The organism is Rhodoflexus sp. (assembly GCF_053489755.1).
In genome coordinates this window covers 22,021-47,235 of sequence record NZ_JBRCHD010000001.1, presented here as the reverse complement: position 1 = coordinate 47,235, position 25,215 = coordinate 22,021, and the positions used below count along the sequence as shown (strand labels likewise).

The following is a 25,215-nucleotide window of genomic DNA, read 5'->3' as shown; positions in this document are numbered from 1 at the left end:
TTTTTTTATGAAAGCCCCAACTCATGCTGAATTTCTTCCAGCGATTTGCCTTTGGTTTCAGGAATGAAGCGTTTGACGAAGAGGAGCGTTATCGCGCTCAATACCGCAAAAATGCCAAAAGCTGTTGCGCCGCCTGCATTTTGGAGAATCCAAGGGAAAGTTTGAACCACCAAAAATGTGGACGACCAGTGTAGAAAAATAGAAAAGGACATGGCTGCCCCGCGAATGCGATTGGGGTATAACTCTGCCACAACAACCCACATCACAGGCGCAAGCGAGGCGGCAAACGAGGCGATGTATCCCAAAATGGCAAACAGCACCCAGTAGCCTTCTAACTTATTCATTGCAAAAGCCGCCACCAGCATGCCCAGCGAAATTGCCATACCTGCCGAACCCCACATCATCAGCGACTTGCGCCCGGCGCGGTCAATCAGCCAAATGGCGACAAAAGTAAACGAAAGGTTGATAACCCCAATGATGACCGATTGCCAGAACGCCGAGCCAACCCCTGCGCCGGCTTTCATAAAAATGGTTGGCGCGTAGTAGATAATCGCATTGATGCCTGTGATTTGCTGAAAACATGCCAGCAGCGTACCAAGGGTAATGATGTAACCCATCTTGCCTTTGAACAGGCTGCTAAAATTTACTTTTTCCTGATTGCTTCCGGCTAATGACGCTTTGATTTCGGCCATAGCGCTCTGGGCAAAGGCTATGCCGTTGATTTTGGTCAGTACCTGAAGGGCTTCTTCGGCGCGTTGATTTTGTACCAGCCACCGCGGGCTTTCAGGAACAAATAAAACCGCAATCAAAAACAATAGCGCCGGAGCGGTTTCCACGCCCAACATCCAGCGCCAGTTGTTGTCGCCAAGTCCTACAAGCAGGTAGTTAGATATGTAAACGACCAAAATACCGATAACAATCATTAATTGGTTAAGCGAAACGAGCCTGCCGCGCACATGAGCGGGCGATATTTCGGAAATGTAGGTTGGGCAGAGTACTGAGGCAGCCCCTATGCCCAGCCCGCCAACGATGCGGAAAATGATAAATATTTCAAAGGAAGTGGCGATAGCCGTAACGATGGCCGAAAATGTAAAAAAGACGCCTGTGGCAATCAGTACGAGCTTGCGCCCGAAGCGGTCGCTGAGTGCGCCAGAGCTTGCCGCGCCAATCGCACAGCCGATAATGGCGCAGCCTACCGCCCAGCCTTCGCCAATTTCGTCTAACTGAAAATAGGTTTTTACAAAAGGAATTGCGCCCGCAATAACGGCTGTATCAAAACCAAACAAAAAGCCGCCAAATGCGGCAATGAACGTGATGAACAGCAGAAAGTTTTTTTTCATTTTCAGCGTATTTGTGCGATGTGGTTGTGCGTTTTCAAATATAACTTTTGGCAATAAAAAAACCGCTCTGCAATGCGGAGCGGCTTTCGCAAATATGAATCAGCTTTAAAGATTTGCTACGATTATTGCATCACCGTGCCTTGTGGCGCTTTGGCGTTAGGCGGATTGCTGCCTTCCATCGTTTTGATGAAACTTGCCACTTGCAAAATTTCTTCATCGGAAAGTTTGCCTTTCCACGAAATCATGCCTTTGGCAGGTACGCCTTCGCGAATAACTTTGAAAATATCGGCTAATTGATTGCCGTGCAAGTAGGCGTTGTCTGTCAGGTTGGGGCCTACGCCGCCTTCCAGCGCTTTGCCATGGCAGGCTGTGCAGTTTTTCTCAAAGATGCTTTTGGCATTTTCCAACAGCGCTTTGTCGGATATTTGCACAATTTGTACTTTGACTTTGTCTTTGTTGTCGCCATAGCGAAGAACGGCTTGCGCTACTTCGGCTTGATACTCAGCTTCTTGTAGGTCGCTGATGCGGAATACGTGGTAGTTGAGCATATATACGATGCCAAAACCGATGGTAACGTAGAAGAAGTAAGCCAACCAAGGCGGCATTCCGTTGTCCATTTCCTGAATGCCGTCGTAGCTGTGGTCGGCCATGACCTCATTGGTAGCGATGCCGCTGAACAAGCCTCTAATGTCGGAAAGAATACCTTTGCCAAGTTCCGGCATGCGTTTAACCGCAGGTTCGCCTTCGGGCTGTGGCTCTAAGGCGCGTTGTAGGCTAATAAGTTGGCTGACGAGCGCAACTAGGGCCGCGAGGACCAGCAAAACAAAAGCGGCAAAAAATGCGAGAATTATTTTCTCATTGTCAGACAATTTGATGCCTGTCGCTGCCGGCGGCGCAACCGCATTTGTAGCGGCGGTTGTAACCGCAGGGGCAGGAGGAGGCGCCTCAGGGGCGGCTACTTTCAAATAGCTGACCAGCGCATCTATGCCCGCTTCGGGGATGGCGCCTTCAAAGGCTGTCATGGCTACTTTGTTGTACTTTTCGTAAACTGCCTTTGCCTCGGCATCGCCCTGCTCTATCATGCGCGTAGAGTTTTTGATGAACGATTTGACCCACTCGGGTTTGCGGCGGTCTAATATGCCTACCAGATTGGGGCCAATCAAGTCTTCGCCCAGTTTGTGGCAAGTGGTACAGTTTTCCAAAAACAACTTTTTGCCTTCGGCAACCGCCGCATCGTCCTGCGCCTGTGCAAACAGACTGCATCCCGCTATCAGAATGCCTGCTAACGCGGCTTTGGCATATGATTTTAATGGTTGAGTTCGCATAATTAAAATGGCTTAGCGTAAAAAATGTTGGTTAGCGTCTGCCTCATCGCTGTCTTTTAAGGGCAGTTCTGAGAGCGCTTTGATGGAATCCTTGTTAGCGCGGAACGCATAAACAAGCGCGGCGGTGAAGAGCGTAAAAAATATGGTTAGCGAGATGATGGGGTAAATATCTACCCCATCAATAGATTCTAAAACGTTGCGAATCATAGCTGTAACGATTATTGACTGTTTTTCTTAATGTCAGTACCCAGACGTTGCAGATACGCGATAAGCGCCACAATTTCCTTGTCTGATTTGACTTCTATACCAGCCTCTTTCAGGTTTTGCGCGATTTGGTCGGCTTGTTTTTTCAGGTCATCATTGGCGGTCGCTTCGTAGCCTTCGGCATAAGGCACGCCTAAGGTGCGCATAGCCTTGATTTTGTCGCCGGTGTTGTCTATATCCAGCGTTTGTTCAAACAACCACGGATAAGGCGGCATAATGGAGCCGGGTGTCATGGTGGTTGGGTCTAACATGTGATGGTAGTGCCACGAGTCGGGATACTTGCCGCCTAAGCGCAACAAATCAGGGCCGGTGCGTTTAGATCCCCACAAGAAGGGGTGGTCGTACACATACTCGCCCGCTTTGGAATATTCGCCGTAGCGTTCTGTTTCGGAGCGGAAGGGACGGATCATTTGAGAGTGGCAACCTACGCAACCCTCGCGGATGTAAAGGTCTCTGCCTTGCAGTTCCAAAGGCGTATAAGGCATTACGCTTGCAATGGTCGGCACGTTCGATTTAACCAGCCATGTTGGAATCAATTCTACCGCGCTGCCAATCAGAATAGCCACGGTCGCCCAAAATGTCATCTGAACAGGGCGACGCTCTAATCGGCGGTGCCAGAAGTCGCCGGCATGGTTGGCATGCAATATGCCACGCGCATAGGCTTGCGCAGGTTCATCGGCAAGGAATTTACCCCTAACGGCAGTCATAATCAGGTTATAGGTCATCATCAGTACGCCTGTCAGGTAGAGCAAGCCGCCTAAGGCGCGCATGGCGTACATCGGAATAATTGCATTAACGGTCTCAACAAAGTTGGGATATTGCAGCATGCCCTCGGCATTGAACTGTTTCCACATCAAACCTTGCGTAAAGCCAGACCAATACATTGGGATAGCATAAAACAGGATGCCCAGCGTGCCAATCCAGAAGTGAGCGTTAGCCAGTTTCCATGAGTACAGTTGGGTGCGGAACATGCGCGGGAACAGCCAGTAGAACATCGCAAAACTTAGGAAGCCGTTCCAAGCTAATGCCCCAACGTGTACGTGTCCCACAATCCAGTCAGTAAAGTGTCCGATAGCGTTTACATTTTTCAGCGAGAGCATCGGGCCTTCAAAAGTTGCCATGCCGTAGCCTGTCAATGCTACTACAAAGAATTTGAGAATAACATCTTCGCGCACTTTGTCCCAAGCGCCACGCATAGTCAACAGACCATTTACCATACCGCCCCATGAAGGCGCGATAAGCATTACGGAGAACACTGTGCCGAGCGATTGCGCCCAGTCAGGCAAGGCTGAATACAGCAAATGGTGAGGCCCTGCCCATATATAAATGAATATCAGCGACCAGAAGTGAACAATAGACAATCGGTAAGAGTAAACGGGACGCTGCGCCGCCTTAGGCAGGAAATAATACATCAAACCAAGGTAAGGCGTGGTAAGAAAAAATGCTACCGCATTGTGTCCATACCACCATTGCACCAGCGCATCTTGTACGCCTGCAAAGAGCGAATAACTTTTGAAAAATGAGACAGGCAATTCAAACGAATTGACAATATGCAGCACCGCAACCGTTACAAAAGTGGCGATGTAGAACCACATTGCTACATAGATGTGTTCCTCACGGCGTTTAATCATCGTGCCAATCATATTGATGCCAAAAACCACCCAAACAACCGCAATGGCAATGTCAATCGGCCACTCTAACTCGGCGTATTCCTTAGATGTGGTAATGCCCAGCGGTAGGGTGATTGCCGCAGCGACAATGATTAGCTGCCAACCCCAAAAGTGGATTTTGCTAAGTAAATCGCTGTACATGCGCGCTTTGCAAAGCCGCTGAATAGAGTAGTAAACCCCTGCAAAAATGGCGTTGCCCACGAAAGCAAAAATAACGGCGTTGGTGTGTAGCGGGCGCAAGCGACCGAACGTAGTGTACTGAATGCCGAAGTTCAACTCAGGATAAACCAATTGCAGCGCAACCCACAAACCTACGGTCATGCCTACAATGCCAAAAATGATGGAAGCATAGGCAAAATTGCGCACAATCGTATTATCATAACTGAACTGCTCCAGCATCGCCCCGACGGGGACTTTCTTTTCCTCTTGGCTAAGTGTTTGCGGAGTTATCATAATGGTAGCAGATTGTTTGTTTTTACTTTATTTCAGTGGTTGATTTTTCAATTCGTCATCAAAAAGCATCCGAATGCTTGGCGTGTAGCTGTCATCATATTGTCCATTGCGAACCGACCAAATAAATACGCCCAAAAAAATCAGAGCCACCGTAATACTGATTCCGATAAGTAGGAAGATGACGCTCATAAAATTCGCCTTTAAAATTTCTTCAAAACAACAGCACACGGCGGGCAAAAAAGATGATGTAGGTCATCAATTGCAGATTTTTTTGATTTTGACCCGCTACGGTTGCTTATGAGGATACATATTGGAGCGATAGTGTGCAATGCGGCGGACAACTCATGGGAAATAAATGATGACATGTAAAGATTATTCGTACAGCGGGCGCTCAATACAGAGGATGTTTGAGCCTATCAACCCGATAAGGTTGTCTGGGAATCTGATTTTAAAACTAAAAACCCCAAAAAATAAAGCTATGAAATGCGTCATTTGTAAAAATGGTACCACCAAAAGCGGTAAAGTAACCGTAACGCTGGAGCGAAAAGGTTTTATCGTACTGATTAAAAATGTTACTGCACAGGTTTGCAATAACTGCGGTCATTACTACCTGTCAAGCGCTATGACAAGAAAGGTTCTTGAAAAAGGGGAGGAGTCTTTAAAAAAAGGCGTAGAATTGGGAGTAGTAAAAATGCAGCCTGTGTAGATTGCGCATAAGCTCGTTGTTCATATCTTCACGAGCAACGTTTTTTGCTTATGTTAGCGTACTTTGAAGACAACTATGAACCCACCCGGCACAACCCCACAACTCTTTTCACCTTTCGCCATTATCGCAACTGCTGTTGCTTTTGCACTGATTATCTGCGTATTATGGCTCGCCGGCGAACCGCTGATACCTGCATGGACTATCCCGTTAGCAGCAGTTACAGGGACTGCGGCAATCGCATTCATGCTTTGGCGGCAGTTAAATATAATTAATGACAGCATCCAAGCCCAACAAGCCGACTGGCAAAGCCGTAGCGTTGCCGCAGCGGAGGCAGCCAATCGGCAAATTGCACAACTGGAACAGGAACGGCAAGCGTACCAAAAACAAGTCAATGCGCTGTTAAATGCGCTTGAAAAAGCTGCCTTTCAAGGGGATAATTTACAACAGCAGTTGCAGCGCCTAACGGCAGATTTAATTGATTATCAGTGTGTTGCCGCTTTTGAAATTTGGCAGATGCAAGCCGATGAAGTAAACATGATAAGCGGAAAAACAACAAGAACGTATGAAAAGTTGCCGCTCAATACGCCGCAATCATTGTGGGAGTGGTTAGCGCATCAGCCCGAAGGTTTGCGGTGGGACAATGTTGCCGCAACTTTCCCCGAGCAGGCGCAAGCATTTCAGGCGGCGTTTGTACTGCCACAGCAAATTGCCAAAGGGAAATTGCTGACATGGCAGTCTAATACAGGCGAGAAGGGATTTTTCCTATTGGAAAATATTGATAACCAACTGGTTGCAGATGCTTACTGCTACGCTGCCCGTCAGCTATTAAGCCAATATTTCAGCAGGCAAAAAGCCCGACAGCAGGATGAAAAAATCAAGGGACAAACTGAACAAATTGCTGTGGCGCTGGAGCAGTTGCGCCAAAAAGAGGCAAGCATCCAGCAGTTGCAGCAAATAATTAGTGAACTGAACGCCCAAATCAGCGCGCAGAAAAATCAGTATAGGCTGTTGCAAGATGAACATCGTCTTATCTATGAAGGCGCGCCCGGCGGCTTGGCCTATTTTACAGCCGAAGAACCCATCGGCTTGTTTTATGAAACCGATACGCAAGTGCGTTTGTTACATCAGCATTTGAAGCTCAAATCTTGTAACCGTCAGTTTGCGCGGCGCAATGGGCAGGAGCAGCCACAGCAAATGACAGGCACTCGCTTTGAAACGCTGTTTGCCAATCCCAACGGACGCGATACGGTCGCTATTCTGGGGCAAATGCTCAAAGAAGGACAGTTTGCCGAAGAAACGCTGGAGCAAGACAGAGACGGCAACCTATACCGTTGTTACAAGCAATACCGCGCCGTAAAGGCGGACAACCATCTGCTCGGTGTGCTGGCAGCACATTTGCGTTTTGCCAAACTCAATCCCGATGTGTCGCAGGCTGCGCTGCGCGAGCGACAACTGCGGGCATGGGTAACGCGGCAACCTGTTTTTTCCGCTTTGGCAGATGTTTCAGGAATAGTCAAAGAACTTACCCTTGCGCTGGAATTGTTTACAGCTTTGCAAAAAGGACAAAATATTTTTACCATTATCCATCCTGAGGATTTGGCAGAGGTTCAACAAAAATATTATGCCGCCGCCGCGCCCGATAGCCTGCATACCTTCTCGGCGCGTTTCCGCAATAAGGAAAACGACTGGCGCGAAGGCGATTTTGCGCTGCGCAATGTCACCGATGAAGTTGTTGGCGGAGGCATCATCATTGCCATCCACGACGTAACGGAGCGCAACCGACAACGCCGAACCGCCCGAGCGCGCATTGAGTTGCTAACGGCTACTTTAGATAGTGTTGCTGACCCGATAGCTGCAATAGATGTTAAAAATACCTTACTTTATGCCAACCCCGCCATGAAAGCGCTGGCAGGTAATGGACGTTTGGCTGTGGAAACGCTGGCGCATCCGCCCGAAATAGCCGCGCAGTTGCTCTACAAAGGCGGTCAGGCAGAAATCCGCTGGCGTAATCAGGCGTTGCAGCAAACGCAGCGCATGGAAACGCACGTAGTCAGACTTTCCGCAAGTGGGGGAGGGGCGCATACGGTCGTTCATCTGCACAACGTAACCCGCAGCCGCGAACAAACAGAGCGCCTACAACTGCTCGTAGAAAAATTTTCAGGGATAGCCATGCAAACAGCAGCGGCAATAGCTCTCTGTGCCCCCGATGGTGAAATCCGCTGGGCAAATGCGGCGTTCCGGCAGGCGTTGGGATTTGCCGAAGCCGATGCGATGCATCTATCACAACTTGCCGATAGCCAATCAGATGCAAGCCCCTTGTCGCTGCTGGAAGACGCAATCACTCACCCTAATTACCATTTGAGCGCCGCCATTTCCTACCTGAACGCACAGGGCAAAACCTGCTGGGGCGAGTGGACATTCCTCAACTTGCTGCGTCGGGAAGCGCTCAGCGCTGTGCTGATTACGCTGCACGAATGTACCCATGCCAAAATGCAGGTGGAAAAATTAGCCCGACATTATCGCTACACGCAAGCCATGTTGAACGCTACTCAACAGGCAATCATATTAGCTGACAAAGAAGGGCGCGCGCTGCTTTGGACTGCCGCCGCCGACTTCCTGCAACTGCGCGAAGGGCAGCGCATCCAACGCCTGCACGATGCTGACTTTTGGGCGGAAGAAAACGGGCAGACCTTCCGCCATCGCCACTCATTAGCAGGGGAATATATCGTTGCCGATGTGGAAAATATTACGCCTTTGGTTCAACTGCGCGAGGCTTTGGACGAATCTATTGCTGCGGAGAAAGTACAAGTGCAGCACACTTGCGATGTGATTGCTCGCTTTGAAGCCATTATTGCCGAAATGCAAACCCGCATTAACGCCTTGCAACGCACGACGGATTTAGCGGTGCAAACCGCCGCCACCGGCGCTACAGCCATTGCGGAAGCCCGCGCCCTGCTGCCCGAAATAGCGGCGGCAAGCCAACTGCTGCCCAACCTGCAACACCGCATACAAGACTGGTCGGCACTGCTGGAACGCTACGAAGAAATTGACGAAACAACCGACCTCGCCGCCAAACTCTTGGAAATCAATGCGTTCCGAGTAATAATAGAAGGCGATGAACTACCCAAAAAAACTAATTCGCTCATTGCGTCATTTACCGAAAAGCTGCATGCTATCCATCAGGCAATCATCCGCTTGCAGCGCTTAGAGCCTGCGTTGAAATAGGGTGTGGTTTTTTTTTGCGTATTTTTACGATACAGACAATGAAATAATGAATACAACAGCCAATTCATTACTTAACCGAATTAGCATTGACCCTGATATATGTCATGGAAAACCATGTATTCGGGGGATGCGATTTCCTGTGGAGGTGGTGCTGGATATGCTTGGCAGTGGGATGACTATTGCAGAAATTACCGAAGACCATCCTGAACTGGAAGCGGCGGAAATTTTAGCCTGTATTCAGTTTGCAAACAGCCTACGTATCATCAGCGACTAAATTTAGCTTACTTTTTTGCCTACATAACCTCACATGAACCTGAAAACCGCCTTCCGAATGATTTTTAATGCCTGCTTTGCTATTGTGCGGCGCGTCGTGTGGATAGCGGCAGGAGGTGCGGTAGTCAATTGGCTGTTTGCCTTTGTGCTGTTCTTTGTTCTTTCAGGATGGACTTTTGTCAAAGTCGCGCTTGTGATGCTGGTCTTTATGCTAGGCTTCCCGATTGCTTATTTGCTGCTGGGCAAAACCTACGGCTTTCGAAAGGGCATTTATGAATTGGTTACTGTACACAAAACCGCGTTGTTGGAGTATGTGATGTATCAATTGCTGACAACAGCCCAAACCAAGACCTTAGACAACCGGAAAATACAACAAGGTCTGCTGCAAAGCCGCCGCTGGATGGAGGGAATGCCCGCGCCTGTCAAATGGGTAATGCGCATGCTCAAAAGCTACTTGCCACTGAGTGAAATTTTACAGGAAGCAATTCAAAATCAGAAAGTTACAGAGGAAAATCTGACGACGGTCAGTCGCTTGGCTGCGCAAAAGTTAGATGCTCGTACCGAAATTAGTTTGCTGCAACCTTCGCCCTATCCTTTGCAGGGCTTGGCAGCAGGCAATTTGTTGGCGATGATAATAGCCTCATTTTTTTAGCAGTTGTCAGATACTAACAGTTTGTTTTTTACCTGCAATGCTGGCAATGATCTTATCGGCATGTTCGCGCGAGTTTTCAATGAACCACTTATTGGTTTCCATGCCGCCGCAGACTACTCCTGCTACATAAACTCCCTTAGCGTTGCTTTCATGGGTCTCAGGGTCATAAACCGGCGCTTGTTTATCGCCTGTAAATGCCACACCTGCCATTTCCAAAAGGCTGAAGTCGGGGCGATAGCCCGTCATGGCAAGTACGAAATCATTGGGCAGTGTTACGATGCCTTCAGGCGTTTGTACATCAATTTCATCTGGTCTGATAGCAATTAGCGTGGCATTGAAGTAGGCTTTGATACTGCCTTCTTTGATGCGATTTTCTATATCGGGCTTTACCCAGTATTTAACGCTTGGTCGGATTTCGCTTCCTCTAATAATCATTGTAACGTCTGCTCCACGCCGCCAAGTTTCCAGCGCTGCATCTACCGCTGAGTTGGCAGCGCCCACAACGGCAATTTTCTGGAAAGCATAGGGGTGCGCCTCATCGTAATAATGACGTACTTTAGGCAGGTCTTCGCCGGGCACATTGAGTAGGTTGGGCAACCCGTAGAATCCTGTAGCAAAAACAATATTTCGGCTCAAGTACTGATTTTTTGAAGTATGTACGTGAAATGTACCATCTGGCTGCGGGTTTATTACCTGTACTTCTTCATAGAGCCGCACCGACAAGCGAAAGGCAAGCGCTACGCGGCGGTAATAGTCTAATGCTTCGCGGCGACTGGGCTTATCTGCATGAGCAACAAAAGGCACACCGCCAACTTCCAACCGATCTGCGGTTGAAAAGAAGGTCATATTGGCTGGATAATGATAAATCGCATTAACTAAACAGCCCTTTTCTACGATCAGGTAATTAAGCCCCTGCTTTTGAGCGGCTATGCCACAAGCGATACCAATGGGCCCTGCCCCAATAATAAGTACATCTAACATTGCTGACACGTTATTTCAACTTTAGAAGATGCCAAAAAGTTTAGGTCTTTTCTGTTGTGTTTTCTTTGCAGGCGTTTTTTTGACAGGAGCTTTCTTGGTTGGTGTTTTCTTTGCAGGCGCTTTCTTTGTTTGTATTTTTTTGGTTGGTTGTGCAGCCTGTTTGCCTTTGGGTTGGTTTTTAAGCTTTTCAAAGGCTTCTCTTTCGCGCTGATTTTTGAGTTTGATCTCTTCGCGCCTTTTGGCGAGGCGTTCCTTGCGTACTGCATCGCGGTCGGGGGAGTCGTAGCTGAGCGGCGCAACTACGGAAAAACGGATACTCAAAGCATTATCTTTTGTAGCAGGATCGCCTAACTGGCTGATATTGTCTAAATAATCGGTGCGGGTATTCATTAGCCCTACTTCCAGCCCAAGGCCTAAGTAGTTTGGAAATTGATAAGTTCCGCCAATAGCAGTAGGCAGCATGAAAGCAAAATTGCCGTAGGTTTCGTCTGTGGCACGTGTGGCGGGCTGATTGATGAGCGTTCTATTGCGGTTGTCTTTCGGATTGAAGCGCATCAGCCCTGCCCCCTGACTAATGTATAAACGCTGATGCGGTTTTTTGATTATGTTTAGCTGTGCATGTCCCGAAAATTGGAAGAAAGAAGTAGTAAACGAACGGTTGGGAGATCCTGCCTCTGAAGTGTAGAAAACGTTGTTGCCCGTAAGTTGCCCCCAGCCAAACTCTATGGCAGGATTGATCCAGCGGTGGCGTGTTTGTACCAGCCGTCCGTAGAACATGGCGCTAAAAGATTGGTAGTTGCCCAATTCGCCGCTGTAGGCAAGCATAGAAGTACCGACAGCAAGCATGGCAGCAGGTTTGCGTTGTGCATCGTTTACTTGGGATTCCTGTGCAGCAACAGGGGTGTGAAATAGCCAACAAACAATCAGTAACAAAGAGAAATAACGCATGATTCGCATAAAAAAAGGGAAAAGCCCGATTAAAAATAGGCTTTTCCCCTGAAAGTGTGGAACTATTCCGCGATTAATTTTTTTTCTGCAACTGCTCAATCTTCACTTCAATCGCATCGGCTTCTTTCTTTTTGCCGATGGTGTAGAGGATTCTTGAATAGCCTTCCAACAGTTCTACATTGTCAGGATAGATAGAAACAGCCTGCTTGAACCATGGCTCAGCTTCTTTTACGCGCTTGGTTTTTTCGTACACGTACAACAGGTTTTGGAGCGTTTCTACGTCAGTTGGTTTCTTTTTCACGGCAGCCTCTACCAGCGGTACGACGTCTTGAACTCTACCTACTTTATCGGCAGACTGAATATAGCTTAGCATCAGGGTTGCATCATCAGGGTTTTTATCTACTGCAGCCTTGTAGAATGGCAGCATGTCGGCCGGTTTTTCCAGAATCGTAAAAATTGTATTCAACGCGTTGAGTCGTTGCAAGTCGTCAGGGTTGTTTTTAGTAGTCTTCTCAAAGAAAGGCAGCGCTTGTTCAAAGTAAACTTTCGCACGGTTAATAACCGCCTGACCGTCTTTTTTAAAGGTTTCTATGTCCATGTTATCGGCTTCCTTTTTGATAGCCGCGCCTTTGTTGTAGTAGAATGCGCCTAAACTGTAGATGGCATCGTCGTTCTCAGGTTGTGTTTCGTAGGCGATCTTGTATGCCTTTTCAGCAGCCTCGAGATTTTTGGCATTCTCTTGCAGGATACCCAGATTCAGCGCGATAGGGAAGCGCTCAGCAGGATCTGTCGTAGTTTCAAGGGCTTTTTCAAGATCCACAATTGCATCCTTTTCTTTGCCTGTCTTCATGTACACCTGAATCTGCTGGAACATCAAGTTCTTATCTGTAGGATTCTTTGCGCGTGCTTCTTTCAGGATTTCCAGTGCTTTCTCGTAGTTTTCGTCTATGTTGATGTACTTATCGAGCAGGGCATAGTAAACAGAGACATCTTGCACGCCCAGTTTGATACATTTTTGAGCTAGTTCTTCTACTTTTTTGTAGTCCTTTTTGTTCTGCTGCGAAGTAGCAACAAGCGCAAAGAAGGCAGCCAATGTATCCGTAGGTTGCATCATGCTGGCACGCTCAAAGTTAGCAGCTGCTTTCTCAAAGTCGTTGTCGTTTTGATAGGCAGATACACCCCAGTTGAAATATTTGGCATAGATGTTCTGAATCTTGGGCATAGTTCTGATCTGATAGCCTTTGCTTAGTTCTACAGCCTTTGCATAAGACTCATTCACAATTGCCAAGCGCTTATTAACAGCCTCAAAGTCGGTACTGGCACTGTCAATCATGGCAAATTCTGCATAGATATCTCCGCGTAGTTCCCATGCCTTAGGATCGTTTTTGTACTTTTCGGATTCGAAAGACTTTTCTATCTCAGTAGCGGCAGTAGCAAAATCTTTCTTTTTGAAAGATCCCTCGGCAGTTTTGTACGCTTCTTTAGCACGTGCAGTTACTTCTTTGTCTTCTTTCTGTGCATATCCACAGTAAGCGAGTGCCGCGAAAGTGACGGCAAATAACAACTTCTTCATCGTCGTTGGTATATTAAGTTCAAAAATCAGTTAAGTGGCTACTCTGTAAAGGTTGTATTATTCTCTGTTGAAGTAATATCTTCACTCAAGCCCTCAATTTTGGCTATAGATGAGATCTCGTCGTCTTCGTTGAGGCGGATAAGTTTTACGCCCTGTGTGGCCCTGCCCATCACGCGCAGTTCATCTACCGAAATGCGGATGGTGATGCCCGACTTGTTGATGATCATTAGTTGGTCGGTATCTACCACCTCTTGGATGCTTACCAGCGCGCCGGTTTTTTCGGTAATGTTCATCGTTTTGACACCTTTGCCGCCGCGGTTGGTGATGCGGTAATCTTCCACAGGCGAGCGCTTGCCATAGCCTTTTTCTGATACGACCAAAATTTGGCTCTCTGGTCTGCTAATGGCAATCATGCCGACTACTTTATCGTTTTCTTCGTCGAAACTGATGCCCGTAACCCCGGCGGCGGTTCTTCCCATCGGGCGCACGCGGCTCTCATTGAAACGAACAGCCCTACCCGAACGCACGGCAATGACAATATCATCCTTGCCGCTTGTCAAGCGCACATCCAACAAGTTGTCGCCTTCGTTGATGGTGATAGCGTAGATGCCTGCCGCGCGTGGACGCGAAAAGGCTTCTAACGTTGTTTTTTTGATGATGCCCTGCTCGGTACACATCACAATGTAGGTGTTGTTGATGTATTCGGGGTCGCTTAACGTGCGGACTTTCAGTGCGGTGCGCACTTTTTCGTCCGGCTCAATTTGAATCAGGTTCTGAATCGGGCGACCTTTGGCTGTTTTGCTGCCTTCGGGAATTTCATATGCTTTCAGCCAGTAAAGGCGACCTTTGTTAGTAAAGAACAGCACATAGCTGTGCATATTGGCAATGAACAACTGTTCGGTGAAGTCGTCCTCCTTGCTGCCTGCCCCGCGCGAGCCTACTCCGCCGCGGCTTTGCGTGCGGTATTCGGAAAGCGGGGTTCGCTTGATGTAGCCCTGATGGGAAATAGTGATGACCATTTCCTCATCGGCAATCATATCTTCAATGTTGATGTCCTCGGCGCTGTGAACAATAGCGGTGCGACGGGCATCGCCATACTTGTCTTTCAGTTCGCGCAGTTCGTCTTGGATGATGCTCATGCGCAAACGTTCATCTGCCAAAATGTTGCGCAAGCGCTCAATGGTTGCCACCAAGTTGTTGTATTCGTTTTGCAGTTTGTTGCGCTCCAAACCTGTGAGACGTTGCAGGCGCATATCCAGAATTGCCTGCGCCTGAATTTCGCTGAAACCGAACTTTTCTTCCAATCCTAATTTGGCAACAGCGGCATCTGCCGAAGCGCGAATGTGGCTAATGACTTCATCAATAATATCTAAGGCTTTAAGCAGACCTTCCAGCACGTGGGCGCGTTTTTCGGCTTCCTCCAAATCGAAGCGGGTGCGGCGCACAACAATTTCATGACGGTGTTCTACATAGTAGCGGATCAGGTCTTTGAGGTTGAGCGTCATCGGGCGACCTTTCACCAGCGCCACGTTGTTGATGCTGAAAGAAACCTGTAAGGATGTAAAAGCGTAAAGCGTGTTGAGCACGACCTGCGCATTGGCATCTTTCTTCAGTTCGTACACAACGCGCACCCCTTCGCGGTCGGACTCATCGCGGATGGCTGAAATGCCTTCAATTTTCTTTTCATTGACCAGCGCGGCGGTTTTTTCAATCATTTGCGCCTTATTGACCTGATAAGGCAACTCGGTTACAACGATTTGCTGACGACCCGAGGGCAGCTCTTCAATGGTAGCCACGCTGCGGATAACCACGCGCCCGCGACCTGTTTCGTACGCATCTTTTACGCCTTGATAGCCGTAAATAATGCCTCCGGTAGGGAAGTCGGGAGCTTTGATGTATTGCATCAACTCCGAAATACTGATTTGCGGATGATCAATGTAGGCAATGATGCCATCAACTACTTCGCCGAGATTGTGCGGGGCCATATTGGTAGCCATACCTACGGCAATACCCGATGAGCCGTTTACCAACAGATTAGGAATTTTGGCAGGCAACACAGAAGGCTCCTCGAGCGAGTCGTCGAAATTGGGCTGAAAATCAATCGTATTTTTATTGATGTCTGCCAACATTTCTTCGGCTATGCGGCGCAGGCGAGCTTCGGTGTAGCGCATCGCCGCTGCGTTGTCCCCGTCCATCGAGCCAAAGTTGCCTTGACCGTCCACCATCATATAGCGAAGGCTCCAAGGCTGGGCCATGCGCACCATCGCATCGTAAACGGCAGAGTCGCCGTGTGGGTGATATTTACCCAACACTTCGCCGACAATACGGGCAGATTTTTTGTAAGGTTTGTTAGGCGCTAATCCTAATTCATCCATAGCGTATAAGATACGGCGATGAACAGGTTTCAGACCGTCGCGAACATCGGGCAGCGCGCGGGAAACAATGACAGACATAGAATAATCTATGTACGCTCCCCGCATTTCATCCTCGATATTAATTGGAATAATATTTCCTTTTTGCATGGGCGCTCGTTTAGCGGGAAAGATATTTACACGGGTGCAAACATCTCTCCACGATTGAAAAAGTTATGCTTAAATGCGGCGCAAGTTACGAAAATACGACTAAATTATTTCTTAGCGGCAGGGTCTTTCTTACCGAATATAGAAAAGTGAACGTAGCGTTTAGGTCGCGCTTTGAGGTCTATAAACAGACTGTCTAAATGTACCAGCGTGCGGTTCAGGTTAGTATGCAGCGAATCGGTAGCTACTAACTTGCCGATTGTTCCCTGACCTTGTTCGATAGCCTGTAAATTTTTTTGCAAACTCTCTAACGTTTGGTTAGCACGATTTACCGTTGCGGCCAATTGCATCGCGTTGAGCGAATCGGCAAAAACATTTAGTTTGCCAATAATTGGGCGAATGTTCTTTTCTGTTTCTAAAAGCCGTTCGGAAAGTTCTTTCAGGTTGGAGATTGAAAGGGATATTTTGTCATTATTTGTTAGCAATAGCTCTTTGGCTTGGCCTGAGGCATCGGCAATATTGGTTATCATACGGCGGGCCTCGACGCTTGTGCCTTGATATTCTTTGATCAAAAGGTTGATATTGACCAATGTAGAGTCTAAACCTTTAATAACGGGCGAGGCTCTTTCCATCAGCATTTCGGTCATGCCGCTTTCCCGTCTGGCTATCAGCGTATCGCCTTTTTTGAGTTTTTGGTCAGAAAAAGCTACAAATAGATCTATTTTTTTTCCGCCGAGCAAGCCGTTGTCCGACAGTTGGGCAATCGTTCCCTTGCCGAGTTGAATGTCGTCTTGGATGTCGAGCGCTACCAGCAGTTGGTTGCTGCGTTCTTGCAGAATTTTAATAGCCGCTACTCTTCCAACCGACATGCCATTGATTTGCACTTGATTAGAAACGGTCAGCCCATCTACGCGGTCGTAAACAACATAGTAAGTTGTAGTAGGGTCAAAGAAGTCTATACCTTTCAGATAATTAAAGCCTACATATAGGATCACACCGGCGATTAATGCCAGCAAACCCACTTTTAGTTCGCTTGATAGTTTCACGTCTTTGCTTTATTTGGTACAAAGATGAAAAAAATGCGGGATTTTTAAAATTCTACGTTTTTAAGTAGTTGATAGTCAATTCATTATTTTTCGATGTATTCCTTGTATTCTCGGATGGAGCGGAAAATGACAGATGCGGTTTCGTTGATCCCCTCTTCGCTGTCCAAGTATTTCTCCTCTTCGCTGTTGGTCAGATAGCCTACCTCGATCAGCACGGAAGGCATGTAAGTTTTCCAAAGAACGAGCAAATTTGCTTGCTTTACGCCACGACTAATGCGATTGGTTAGTAACTTGTTGCCGAAATTTTTTTCGATAATATTAGCCATCTCGATGCTGTGTTTTTGTACAATATTTTGTCGGGTGTACATGGCTATAAAGTCAATGTCATCGTCTCTTACGGCATTGAAATCGCGGTAGTCTCTTTTTGCGTTTTTTTCGTAGTTAATGACTTTATTTTCGCGCATCACTGTTTCTATATGCTCTTGAGTAGAGGAAATACCCAGCACAAAAGTTTCTGTTCCTTTGATGTTAGGATTGGACGAAGCATTAGCATGGATGGAAACAAACAGATCAGCACCTTCCTTGTTGGCTAATCTGGCTCTGTCTAATAGTGATACAAATTGGTCTTCCTCGCGCGTGTACAAATAAGAAACTTCAGGCATATATATTTTGAGCATACTGCCCACCTGTGTGGTTACTGCAAAAGCAATTTTCTTTTCTTGCGTATGATTAGCACCCAAAGCACCCGAGTCTTTTCCGCCGTGTCCACCGTCTAAGACAACTTTGCGCACTTTATTACTGATAAAATTTGCATTGGAGAAGGATAACACGAAGAAAGCTAATGTTAGTAGTGAGATGTTAATGAGGGGTTTCATATAATTAACAAATGTTAAAGTGATTCATGGCATGTTTCAAACAGTTGTAAAAGTATATAGGTGCCACTAATATTGCGTGTTATCTAATTCAAAATTTTTGAAAAAGTTATCAAAAATTACATTGAAGCTATGCTGTGTGTATTGGGGACTATTTTTTAGCCAATTTCTCACAGCACAAACTACCTCACCCGTTGGATCACCAATACGAGATACGGCAGTAATTGTTATTGATTCGTTAGATATTTTACAAGATTCTGCTGCTCGTTCCGCACCTCAAGGCGACATTACAACTACCATCAAATATGCGGCCAAAGATTCAATCCGTTTTGATGTGAGGAGGCGCATGATTTACATGTATGGCGAGTCCAAAATTGACTACGGAGACATTTCGCTCAAGGCATCCAGAATAGAGATTGACTGGGAGAAAAGTGTTATAAAAGCCTCATATACAAGGGATAGCGCAACAAATGCCGAGATCGGGCTGCCCGAATTTACCGATCGGGGCGATACCTACACTTCCAAAGGGCTTTCTTACAATTTTAAGACTAGAAAAGCCAAAGTTGCAGGCGTAACAACCAAGTACGGCGAGGGTTTCATCCTGATGGATAATGTTAAGAAGGATGAGAACGACAACTCGTATGGAGAAAACGGCATCTATACGACCTGTGATTTGCCTGTACCACACTTTGGTATCCGTGCTCAAAAAATGAAAGTTATTCCCGGAAAAGTGATAGTTGCAGGGCTTTTCAATTTAGAAATTAACCAAATTCCTACGCCTTTGGGCTTTGTTTTTGGAATGTTTCCACAGCCTAAGACGCGTTCATCGGGCTTTGTCATGCCGCAATACGGCGAAACCCGCGAACGCGGATTTTTCCTAAGTCAGGGTGGTTTTTACTTTGTTATCAACGACAATATGGATCTTTCGCTGCTTGGGGAGATACACACCAAGGGAGGCTGGGGGCTTACGGCGGCTACCCAGTACAAAAAGCGTTACGCCTACAACGGTCAGTTGCGCTTCCAGTACAACCGACGGATCAACGAGGTACCCGGACGGGTAGAAAACAACGTCGTTAATGACTTCAATATCAGCTGGAATCACACTCCCGAAAGTCGTGGAGACAGCCGCTTCAGTGCCAGTGTGAATGCCGGTACGAATACTTTTGGACGCAACAACGCTCCGCAGTTGAACAACTTTCAATCTTCAGCATTTAACTCTAATATTTCCTACAGTAAGAATTTTACCGGAACGCCCATAACCGCAGGGGCAAACTTACGCCACGAGCAAAATATTGTTACCCGCGTGGTGAGCATATTCCCCGAAGCCAATGTAGGAATCAACCGTATCTTTCCTTTCAAGGGCAAAAAAAGCGACAGCAAATCCATTTTAAGCCAGTTGAACCTGAGCTATACAGGCAGGGCGAGGGCTGTAATTACCAACAATCGTCAAGGGCAGTCGTTTCCTTTCAGAGTGGCGGGCAACTTAGACACGGCAGGCAGAGCAGTCAATCAGATTCCTGCGAGCTTTCTGCCCTTTAATTTCGAGAACCTGAGCACCATTCTGGCGCGTTCACAAATGGGTGTGCAGCACAATATTCCCGTAACGACGGCCGTAACGCTTTTCAAGTATTTTACGACGAGTTTCAATGGCAACTACTCCGAGGTATGGTATCCCGAACGCTACGTGTACACACTGGAGCGCAACGATATTGTTCGCATTGATACCATTCGCGGCTTTTCGCGTTTTTATTCGTACAACATCGGCACCTCTGTACAGACGCGACTCTATGGCTTTTTCTATCCCAAATCGAAAAAGATTGATCGGATTCGTTTAACGATCAACCCGAGCGCGGGTTTGAGCTATCAGCCTGATTTTGGCGATCCGCGCTTCAACTTCTTTGACAACTTGACCATTCAGGCCGAGAACCAGCAAAACCCCAATTTGGTGCGCCAGAGTCGCCTCAACGGTATTTATGGGCAGCCTGTTTCGGGGCGGCAAGGCAATATCAGTCTTGGACTGACCAATACGCTGGAGATGAAAATGAAGGTTAAGCAAGACACATCTGCCGCACCCAATGCTAAGCCGCCTAAGGCGGAAAAGATTATGCTGCTCGATAACTTCAGTTTCAATACGAGCTACAACATGATTGCAGACTCGTTCAAACTTGCACCTATTGCCATTGCAGCGCGGACGAACCTTTTCAAGAAGTTCAATGTATCGGCCAGTGCCACCTTAGATCCTTATGGATTCGAACTGCTGCGCGTAGATACTGCCAGAGGAACGCGCAACGTGATTCAGCGACGCAATCAAACCTATGCCTGGCAAAATGGCAACGGCATTGGCAACATCACAAACGCAAATATTGCGATTACAACTAACTTTGCCCCGCCACAGGCAAACCGACAGCTTCGATCCAATAAAGCCAGCCAAGAAGAACTGGATTTTATCAGTCGGAATCGCAATATGTACATAGACTTTACGCTGCCCTGGACGCTGAGCGTGAGCTATAACCTCTCCTACAACAAAATCGGTTTTCAAGAGGCACGCGTAACGCAGACGCTGAATTTTAACGGCGATGTGAAGATGACCGAAAAGTGGAAAATTGGCTTTAATTCGGGCTATGATTTCGAGTCCAAAGGCTTGAGTTTCACTCAGTTTACTATCTATCGCGACCTGCATTGCTGGGTAATGAACGTCAGTTGGATTCCGTTCGGCCCGCGGGCAGGTTATACCTTAGACATCAACGTGCGGGCTTCTGTCCTTTCCGACCTCAAACTCAGCCGCCGCAACCTTTGGTACTTCAGATAGGACGTGCAGTTCTATAAGGCTGACATGAGTCATTCTGAAAATCTACATACAACACGGATTCAGGCAGATAACACAGATCAACACTGTTTGGATCAATCAACAAATCCGCTCGTTGCTGCATCGCTGTGTTATCCATCCAAATCCGTGCTATCCTCCCTAAAACTCAATAATAAAGCCCAGCGTAGGCACGACCGAAGGGTCGTTGTTGAGCAGGATGAACGGAATACCATTGCTGCCGTCGGCTGCCAGCGGCTGTCCATCGGTGGTTGCAAAGCCGCTGTTATCAGCCGTCCGCTGGAAAGTAAACTGCGGGAAGGCTGGATTAGGCTGTACAAAAGCATTTTGTACGTCAAAATACAGGTCAATAGTAGCGCGGCGCAGGTTCCACTTCTTGTCAATGCGGAAGTCGAACTGGCTGAAATTACCCAAACGCAGCGAGTTCACGCGGTTGAAGTCCAGTACGCCTGTGCCTAAGCTCAGGAAGTTGCGCTGGCTTGCTTCCATATCAAACGGCGTGTAAGGCGCGCCGCCGGCAAAGCGATATTTCAAGCCCATTTCCCAGCCTTTGTTGAACTTGCGCCCAAACAGCGCTGAAATCAGGTGGCGATTGTCCCATGCCGAAGGCACAAGCACACCGTTGATGCCTGCAAATTCGCTGCGCACAAAGGTATAAGAGAACACAGCGAAAATATTCTTGGTCAGTTTTTGTTGGAAGAAAAACTCAAAGCCATAGGCGCGCCCTGTGCCGTCCGATTGTACGGCTTCGTTGCCGATTGCGCCGAAATCGCCGCCTTGGTTGGCAAGGCTGATGCCGTCTCGAATAGAAATTGGATAGTTGGCGTAGTTTTTCCAAAAGCCTTCTAATGTGAAGCGTGTACTTGGGCGCGGAATAAATTCCAAACCGGCTACGTAGTGGTCGCTGCGGGTGTACTTGCTGTCGCGGTTGGCAAAATTGCCCTGCTCATCCTGAAAGCCGAGAATGGTGTAAATCGGCAACTTGTAGTAGCGTCCTGCCGAAACGTTTACGCTCCACTTATTAGACAGTAAGTAGGAAAGGGCCGCACGCGGCGAAAGCGTTTCCAGCGGATTGTTGCCCGATGTGGTGAAGTCGTTCATATCGGTGCGCAAACCACCCGAAAAGCTCAGACGGTCGTTGAGGAAACTGCGGGCAGCCTGCACAAAAGCTCCATAGCGGAAAAAGTCAATGCCTGTGTCAAAACTCACATTAATGGCAGGCTGAATCAGTTGCCCCTGTGAGTTGCGGATTTCGCGACGGATACGGGTAAACACATCATTATTAAATTTGACATATTGCCCTACCGCGCCATAAGAATATTTCCAACCGTTCCATGTTTTATTGACATCTATGCGCAGCTTATTTTCAATTTCCTGTGAACGCACGCGCAACAGGCGGCGGCTCTCATCGCCTTCCTGACGGTCTTCAAAACGGTCTAAGCTGTTGTCAAACATGTTGCGACTTAGGGCTACATTGAGGAAGCCCCTGTCCAAAGAGCGGCGCAGGCTTACACCAAAGGTGTAGTTCCACTGCTGGATAGATGGCTGCGAACGAAGCACATAATCGTTTTCGGGTGTGGTTTCGCGTGGCTGCGCGAAGCTGAACTCATCAATCGCACCTATGCCGATGAAATTGAGCGTGGTTTTCGGGTTGATTTTGTGGGTTACTTTGTACTGAAAATCCCAGTAGTTGGGGCGAATCGGCAGGTCAATCGCCTGAAACAGAAATTGCAGGTAAGAACGGCGCACCGATGCCAAAAAAGTTGTTTTTTGGGAAAGCGGCCCTTCGGTTGTAAGCGCCAGTTCGGTGCTGCTCAGGCGCACATTGCCCTGAAAGCGATCGGGGTTGCCGTCGCGCTGCTTGAATTGGAACACAGAAGCCAGCGCATTGTCGTAGCGGGCATCAAAGCTGGACGATTTCAGCGTTACATCTTCAATGAACGATACGTTCAGAATACCGACAGGGCCGCCCGCGCTGCCCTGCGTAGCAAAGTGGTTGATGACAGGAATTTCAATACCATCCAGATAATACACGTTCTCGTTAGGAGCGCCGCCGCGAATGATAATATCGTTGCGAAAACCGCCAATGCCGGTCGTGCCACCTACGCCGGGTAGCGACTGCACCACCCGCGAAATGTCAAAATTTCCACCCGGATTGCTGCGAATTTCTTCTGTCGTAAGTCGCTGAATGGAGTTGGGGGAAACGGCAGACGTTACGGCAATTGAGCGGTTGGCTGTGATTTCCACCTCGCCTAATTGGGAAACAGCCTCTTCCAGTTCTATGTTGAAAGTGTTGGCGTTGCCCGAAGTAACCACGATGTTGAACAAGACAAAAGGCTTATAGCCAATCAGGCTGATCTTGATGTTGTAGCTACCCGTCGGGATGCCTGCAATGCGAAAACGACCCTCTGTGTCGGTTGCAGCGCCCAGCGTAGTGCCTTCAACTGCTACCGAAACACCAACCAGCGGCTCTTGCGTGGCTTTGTCGCGAACCGTGCCGCTCACTACGCCCGTAGCCTGAGCAAAAAGCTGCTGCGCCGCCAGTAACAAAACCGCGAGTACAGCTAATCGCTTCAAAAAGAATGTTTTTGTACTAAAATACAGGTTCATTGCTCTGATAAAGTTTAATCATAGCGCAAATGTAGCTGCAAATGGATCAAATGAAAATGTTTTCGTACTTTATTTTTGATTTTTAATAGGTTTTCGTACTTTTGTAGAGAGCAAATAAATTCATGTCTTACGCATTTATCCGACAACTGACCGAAGCGGCCGAGCAATACGAAGCGCAAAAAGGCAACCCGCAAGACCTTGCCGCGTTTGGGGCATGGTTGCAAGCGCGTCATAGCGGCACACAGCCGCCCTTGCAGCAGCCGTCTGGTCCGCAGGCAGCACGGGAAACCATCGAATCGCGTATAGGCAGTTATATTATTTTCCTTTATCGCTATGCCAAGAGCTACACCAAAAAAGCATTGGAAGGCAGTCCGCTGCAAACCATTGATGAGTTTTCATTTCTGATTTCGCTGATGTTTGGCGGGAGCAAAACCAAAACCGAACTCATCCAACATACAGTACAGGAAAAAACATCGGGTATGGAAGTGATTAAAAGGCTGCTCAGGCAGGGGTTTATCAGGCAGGAAGAAGACAGTACCGACCGCCGCAGCAAGCGCCTGTACATTACGCCAAGCGGACAGCAGGTACTTTTTGAATTATTTGAAAAAATGAACCAAGTATCGCAAATTGTAGCAGGCAACCTCAGCACAGCAGAACGTGAACTGTTGGCGCAACTGTTGCACAAACTGCACCTGTTCCACAAGCCCATTTTTTTAGAACGGAAAGAGGCTTCGCTGACAGAGATTTACGAGCAAGTTGTGAATTGAAATTTGGGCTTCGGTTTTTATTAATCGCCTGCGTAGAACAGCCCTTTAATGATTGCTTCGCCAAACTGTTCTTGCGTGAACTGCATCTAGCCTATCTGTCCGAAGGAGGTTTTAACTAAATCATGCGAATCAGGTGTAAGCATCTGTTAAAAACAAATGTGGCAAGCCAACGAACTTATATAATATGCACAAAATATAGCTCATTGCGCTTGACGAAAAATCCAGATAGCCGCTACTCCCGTAATGCACATCGCAATGCCATAGACCGCTGCCGGAACTGCCATTTCGGGACGATTGAGCAGGAAAGGACTGGAGGCGATTGTAATGCCAAGTGTTCCGTTCTGAATACCCGTTTCAATAGCAATAGTAATAGCCTGACTGACGGGCAGTTTAAGCAGTTTTCCTATCAGAAAGCCAAGCGAGAGCGATGCCACATTGAGCGCCAGCACCACAGGCCCGGCCTGTGCGACAAAGTCCCAAACGCTGCCTCTCTGCTGAATCACAAGGACGATCAGCACGACAGCCAGCACAATGAACAGGGCAGAAATCCAACTCATAGGCTTTTCGAACCAACGGGCAAAACGAGGGAAAAAACTGCTGACAGCCATACCAATACTGACAGGCAGCACCGTAAGCGTAATAATTTGCAAAATCGTTTTGAGTACAGGCAGTTGTATGTCTTGCCCCTCACCTGTAAAATAAGTAAGTGCGGCATTGATTATCAGCGGTATAGAAAAAACTGTTACCACACTGGATAGCGCCGTCAGTGTGATAGACAGCGCAACATCGCCGCGCGAAAAGTAAGTGATGAGGTTGGAGGTAGCTCCGCCCGGACAGGCAGCTACGATCATTACACCAACGGCAATCACCGTCGGCAGTGGCCAAATGCTTACGATCAGCCAGCCGAGCAAGGGTAAAAGCAGGACTTGGCTTGCCAGCCCTACAAGCGCTGCTTTGGGAAATACAGCTACACGTTTGAAATCGGCGGGGCTAAGCGTCATCCCCATACCCAACATCAGTGTAGCTAAGATAGCCGGAAAAAGTACTCCCGAAATAAATGCGGTATCCATGATTTCTTTACAAGCAAGGTGTGCGAAGAAAATTAAGTAAACTTATCTGCAAATAACCTGCTTTACCTTAAATTCGTTGTATCTGCAACGACAAGTA

Annotated in this window: 19 protein-coding genes; 6 read left to right on the top strand and 13 right to left on the bottom strand. The window is 47.7% G+C overall.

Annotated elements, in window-relative coordinates:
- Window positions 1-5 precede the first annotated feature (5 nt).
- From ACWIP2_RS00180 to ccoS, 5 genes are all read right to left on the bottom strand, one after another.
- Window positions 6-1,340, bottom strand: coding sequence for a sugar porter family MFS transporter (locus ACWIP2_RS00180; RefSeq protein WP_448517860.1), 1,335 nt, complete (start codon window positions 1,338-1,340; stop codon window positions 6-8).
- Window positions 1,341-1,462: 122 nt separating this feature from the next.
- Window positions 1,463-2,665, bottom strand: coding sequence for a c-type cytochrome (locus ACWIP2_RS00175; RefSeq protein WP_448517859.1), 1,203 nt, complete (start codon window positions 2,663-2,665; stop codon window positions 1,463-1,465).
- A 12-nt stretch (window positions 2,666-2,677) separates the two neighbouring features.
- The gene (locus ACWIP2_RS00170) at window positions 2,678-2,872 is read right to left on the bottom strand and encodes a CcoQ/FixQ family Cbb3-type cytochrome c oxidase assembly chaperone (RefSeq protein ID WP_448517858.1); all 195 of its coding nucleotides are present in this window, start codon (window positions 2,870-2,872) and stop codon (window positions 2,678-2,680) included.
- A gap of 11 nt (window positions 2,873-2,883) precedes the next feature.
- Window positions 2,884-5,052: a cytochrome-c oxidase, cbb3-type subunit I gene (gene ccoN, locus ACWIP2_RS00165; RefSeq protein ID WP_448517857.1), complete on the bottom strand. Its 2,169-nt coding sequence runs from the start codon at window positions 5,050-5,052 to the stop codon at window positions 2,884-2,886.
- Between the two features lie 27 nt (window positions 5,053-5,079).
- Entirely contained in the window at window positions 5,080-5,241 is a 162-nt protein-coding gene (ccoS, locus tag ACWIP2_RS00160) for a cbb3-type cytochrome oxidase assembly protein CcoS (RefSeq protein ID WP_448517856.1), read from the bottom strand.
- Window positions 5,242-5,455: 214 nt separating this feature from the next.
- On the opposite strand from ccoS, the gene ACWIP2_RS00155 reads away from it, so the two are divergent.
- From ACWIP2_RS00155 to ACWIP2_RS00140, 4 genes are all read left to right on the top strand, one after another.
- Window positions 5,456-5,758, top strand: coding sequence for a type II toxin-antitoxin system MqsA family antitoxin (locus ACWIP2_RS00155; RefSeq protein ID WP_448517855.1), 303 nt, complete (start codon window positions 5,456-5,458; stop codon window positions 5,756-5,758).
- A 75-nt stretch (window positions 5,759-5,833) separates the two neighbouring features.
- Window positions 5,834-8,983, top strand: a complete 3,150-nt coding sequence (locus ACWIP2_RS00150; protein WP_448517854.1) for a PAS domain-containing protein — start codon at window positions 5,834-5,836, stop codon at window positions 8,981-8,983.
- Window positions 8,984-9,029: 46 nt separating this feature from the next.
- Window positions 9,030-9,257, top strand: a complete 228-nt coding sequence (locus tag ACWIP2_RS00145) for a DUF433 domain-containing protein (RefSeq protein WP_448517853.1) — start codon at window positions 9,030-9,032, stop codon at window positions 9,255-9,257.
- Between the two features lie 33 nt (window positions 9,258-9,290).
- Complete coding sequence (locus tag ACWIP2_RS00140; RefSeq protein ID WP_448517852.1) at window positions 9,291-9,908, top strand: hypothetical protein; 618 nt, start codon at window positions 9,291-9,293, stop codon at window positions 9,906-9,908.
- Window positions 9,909-9,914: 6 nt separating this feature from the next.
- Here ACWIP2_RS00140 and ACWIP2_RS00135 read toward each other — a convergent pair whose 3' ends face one another.
- The 6 genes from ACWIP2_RS00135 to ACWIP2_RS00110 form a co-directional block, all read right to left on the bottom strand.
- Window positions 9,915-10,889, bottom strand: coding sequence for a YpdA family putative bacillithiol disulfide reductase (locus ACWIP2_RS00135; RefSeq protein ID WP_448517851.1), 975 nt, complete (start codon window positions 10,887-10,889; stop codon window positions 9,915-9,917).
- Between the two features lie 21 nt (window positions 10,890-10,910).
- Window positions 10,911-11,846 carry a hypothetical protein gene (locus ACWIP2_RS00130; RefSeq protein WP_448517850.1) on the bottom strand — a complete coding sequence of 312 codons (936 nt, stop codon included), beginning with the start codon at window positions 11,844-11,846 and terminating at the stop codon, window positions 10,911-10,913.
- A 64-nt stretch (window positions 11,847-11,910) separates the two neighbouring features.
- Window positions 11,911-13,410, bottom strand: a complete 1,500-nt coding sequence (locus ACWIP2_RS00125) for a tetratricopeptide repeat protein (protein WP_448517849.1) — start codon at window positions 13,408-13,410, stop codon at window positions 11,911-11,913.
- A 38-nt stretch (window positions 13,411-13,448) separates the two neighbouring features.
- A complete protein-coding gene (gene gyrA, locus ACWIP2_RS00120; RefSeq protein WP_448517848.1) occupies window positions 13,449-15,932 on the bottom strand; it encodes a DNA gyrase subunit A in 2,484 nt (827 codons plus the stop codon).
- A gap of 104 nt (window positions 15,933-16,036) precedes the next feature.
- Window positions 16,037-16,975, bottom strand: coding sequence for an MlaD family protein (locus ACWIP2_RS00115; protein WP_448517847.1), 939 nt, complete (start codon window positions 16,973-16,975; stop codon window positions 16,037-16,039).
- Window positions 16,976-17,058: 83 nt separating this feature from the next.
- Window positions 17,059-17,850: an N-acetylmuramoyl-L-alanine amidase family protein gene (locus ACWIP2_RS00110; protein WP_448517846.1), complete on the bottom strand. Its 792-nt coding sequence runs from the start codon at window positions 17,848-17,850 to the stop codon at window positions 17,059-17,061.
- Between the two features lie 97 nt (window positions 17,851-17,947).
- Between ACWIP2_RS00110 and ACWIP2_RS00105 the strand changes: the two genes are divergently transcribed.
- Window positions 17,948-20,656, top strand: coding sequence for a putative LPS assembly protein LptD (locus ACWIP2_RS00105; RefSeq protein WP_448517845.1), 2,709 nt, complete (start codon window positions 17,948-17,950; stop codon window positions 20,654-20,656).
- A gap of 156 nt (window positions 20,657-20,812) precedes the next feature.
- On the opposite strand, the gene ACWIP2_RS00100 is transcribed toward ACWIP2_RS00105, so the two are convergent.
- Complete coding sequence (locus ACWIP2_RS00100) at window positions 20,813-23,281, bottom strand: TonB-dependent receptor (protein ID WP_448517844.1); 2,469 nt, start codon at window positions 23,279-23,281, stop codon at window positions 20,813-20,815.
- 122 nt (window positions 23,282-23,403) lie between these two features.
- Between ACWIP2_RS00100 and ACWIP2_RS00095 the strand changes: the two genes are divergently transcribed.
- Window positions 23,404-24,048, top strand: a complete 645-nt coding sequence (locus ACWIP2_RS00095) for a MarR family winged helix-turn-helix transcriptional regulator (RefSeq protein WP_448517843.1) — start codon at window positions 23,404-23,406, stop codon at window positions 24,046-24,048.
- Window positions 24,049-24,248: 200 nt separating this feature from the next.
- On the opposite strand, the gene ACWIP2_RS00090 is transcribed toward ACWIP2_RS00095, so the two are convergent.
- On the bottom strand, window positions 24,249-25,151 hold the full coding sequence (locus ACWIP2_RS00090) for a bile acid:sodium symporter family protein (protein WP_448517862.1): 903 nt from the start codon (window positions 25,149-25,151) through the stop codon (window positions 24,249-24,251).
- Between the last annotated feature and the right edge of the window lie 64 nt (window positions 25,152-25,215).

Excerpts from the sequence above, each read along its gene's own strand:
- ACWIP2_RS00180 (WP_448517860.1), bottom strand. The coding sequence starts at position 1,340 with ATGAAAAAAAACTTTCTGCTGTTCATCACGTTCATTGCCGCATTTGGC.
- ACWIP2_RS00175 (WP_448517859.1), bottom strand. The coding sequence starts at position 2,665 with ATGCGAACTCAACCATTAAAATCATATGCCAAAGCCGCGTTAGCAGGC.
- ACWIP2_RS00170 (WP_448517858.1), bottom strand. The coding sequence starts at position 2,872 with ATGATTCGCAACGTTTTAGAATCTATTGATGGGGTAGATATTTACCCC.
- ccoN (WP_448517857.1), bottom strand. The coding sequence starts at position 5,052 with ATGATAACTCCGCAAACACTTAGCCAAGAGGAAAAGAAAGTCCCCGTC.
- ccoS (WP_448517856.1), bottom strand. The coding sequence starts at position 5,241 with ATGAGCGTCATCTTCCTACTTATCGGAATCAGTATTACGGTGGCTCTG.
- ACWIP2_RS00155 (WP_448517855.1), top strand. The coding sequence starts at position 5,456 with ATGTTTGAGCCTATCAACCCGATAAGGTTGTCTGGGAATCTGATTTTA.
- ACWIP2_RS00150 (WP_448517854.1), top strand. The coding sequence starts at position 5,834 with ATGAACCCACCCGGCACAACCCCACAACTCTTTTCACCTTTCGCCATT.
- ACWIP2_RS00145 (WP_448517853.1), top strand. The coding sequence starts at position 9,030 with ATGAATACAACAGCCAATTCATTACTTAACCGAATTAGCATTGACCCT.
- ACWIP2_RS00140 (WP_448517852.1), top strand. The coding sequence starts at position 9,291 with ATGAACCTGAAAACCGCCTTCCGAATGATTTTTAATGCCTGCTTTGCT.
- ACWIP2_RS00135 (WP_448517851.1), bottom strand. The coding sequence starts at position 10,889 with ATGTTAGATGTACTTATTATTGGGGCAGGGCCCATTGGTATCGCTTGT.
- ACWIP2_RS00130 (WP_448517850.1), bottom strand. The coding sequence starts at position 11,846 with ATGCGAATCATGCGTTATTTCTCTTTGTTACTGATTGTTTGTTGGCTA.
- ACWIP2_RS00125 (WP_448517849.1), bottom strand. The coding sequence starts at position 13,410 with ATGAAGAAGTTGTTATTTGCCGTCACTTTCGCGGCACTCGCTTACTGT.
- gyrA (WP_448517848.1), bottom strand. The coding sequence starts at position 15,932 with ATGCAAAAAGGAAATATTATTCCAATTAATATCGAGGATGAAATGCGG.
- ACWIP2_RS00110 (WP_448517846.1), bottom strand. The coding sequence starts at position 17,850 with ATGAAACCCCTCATTAACATCTCACTACTAACATTAGCTTTCTTCGTG.
- ACWIP2_RS00100 (WP_448517844.1), bottom strand. The coding sequence starts at position 23,281 with ATGAACCTGTATTTTAGTACAAAAACATTCTTTTTGAAGCGATTAGCT.
- ACWIP2_RS00095 (WP_448517843.1), top strand. The coding sequence starts at position 23,404 with ATGTCTTACGCATTTATCCGACAACTGACCGAAGCGGCCGAGCAATAC.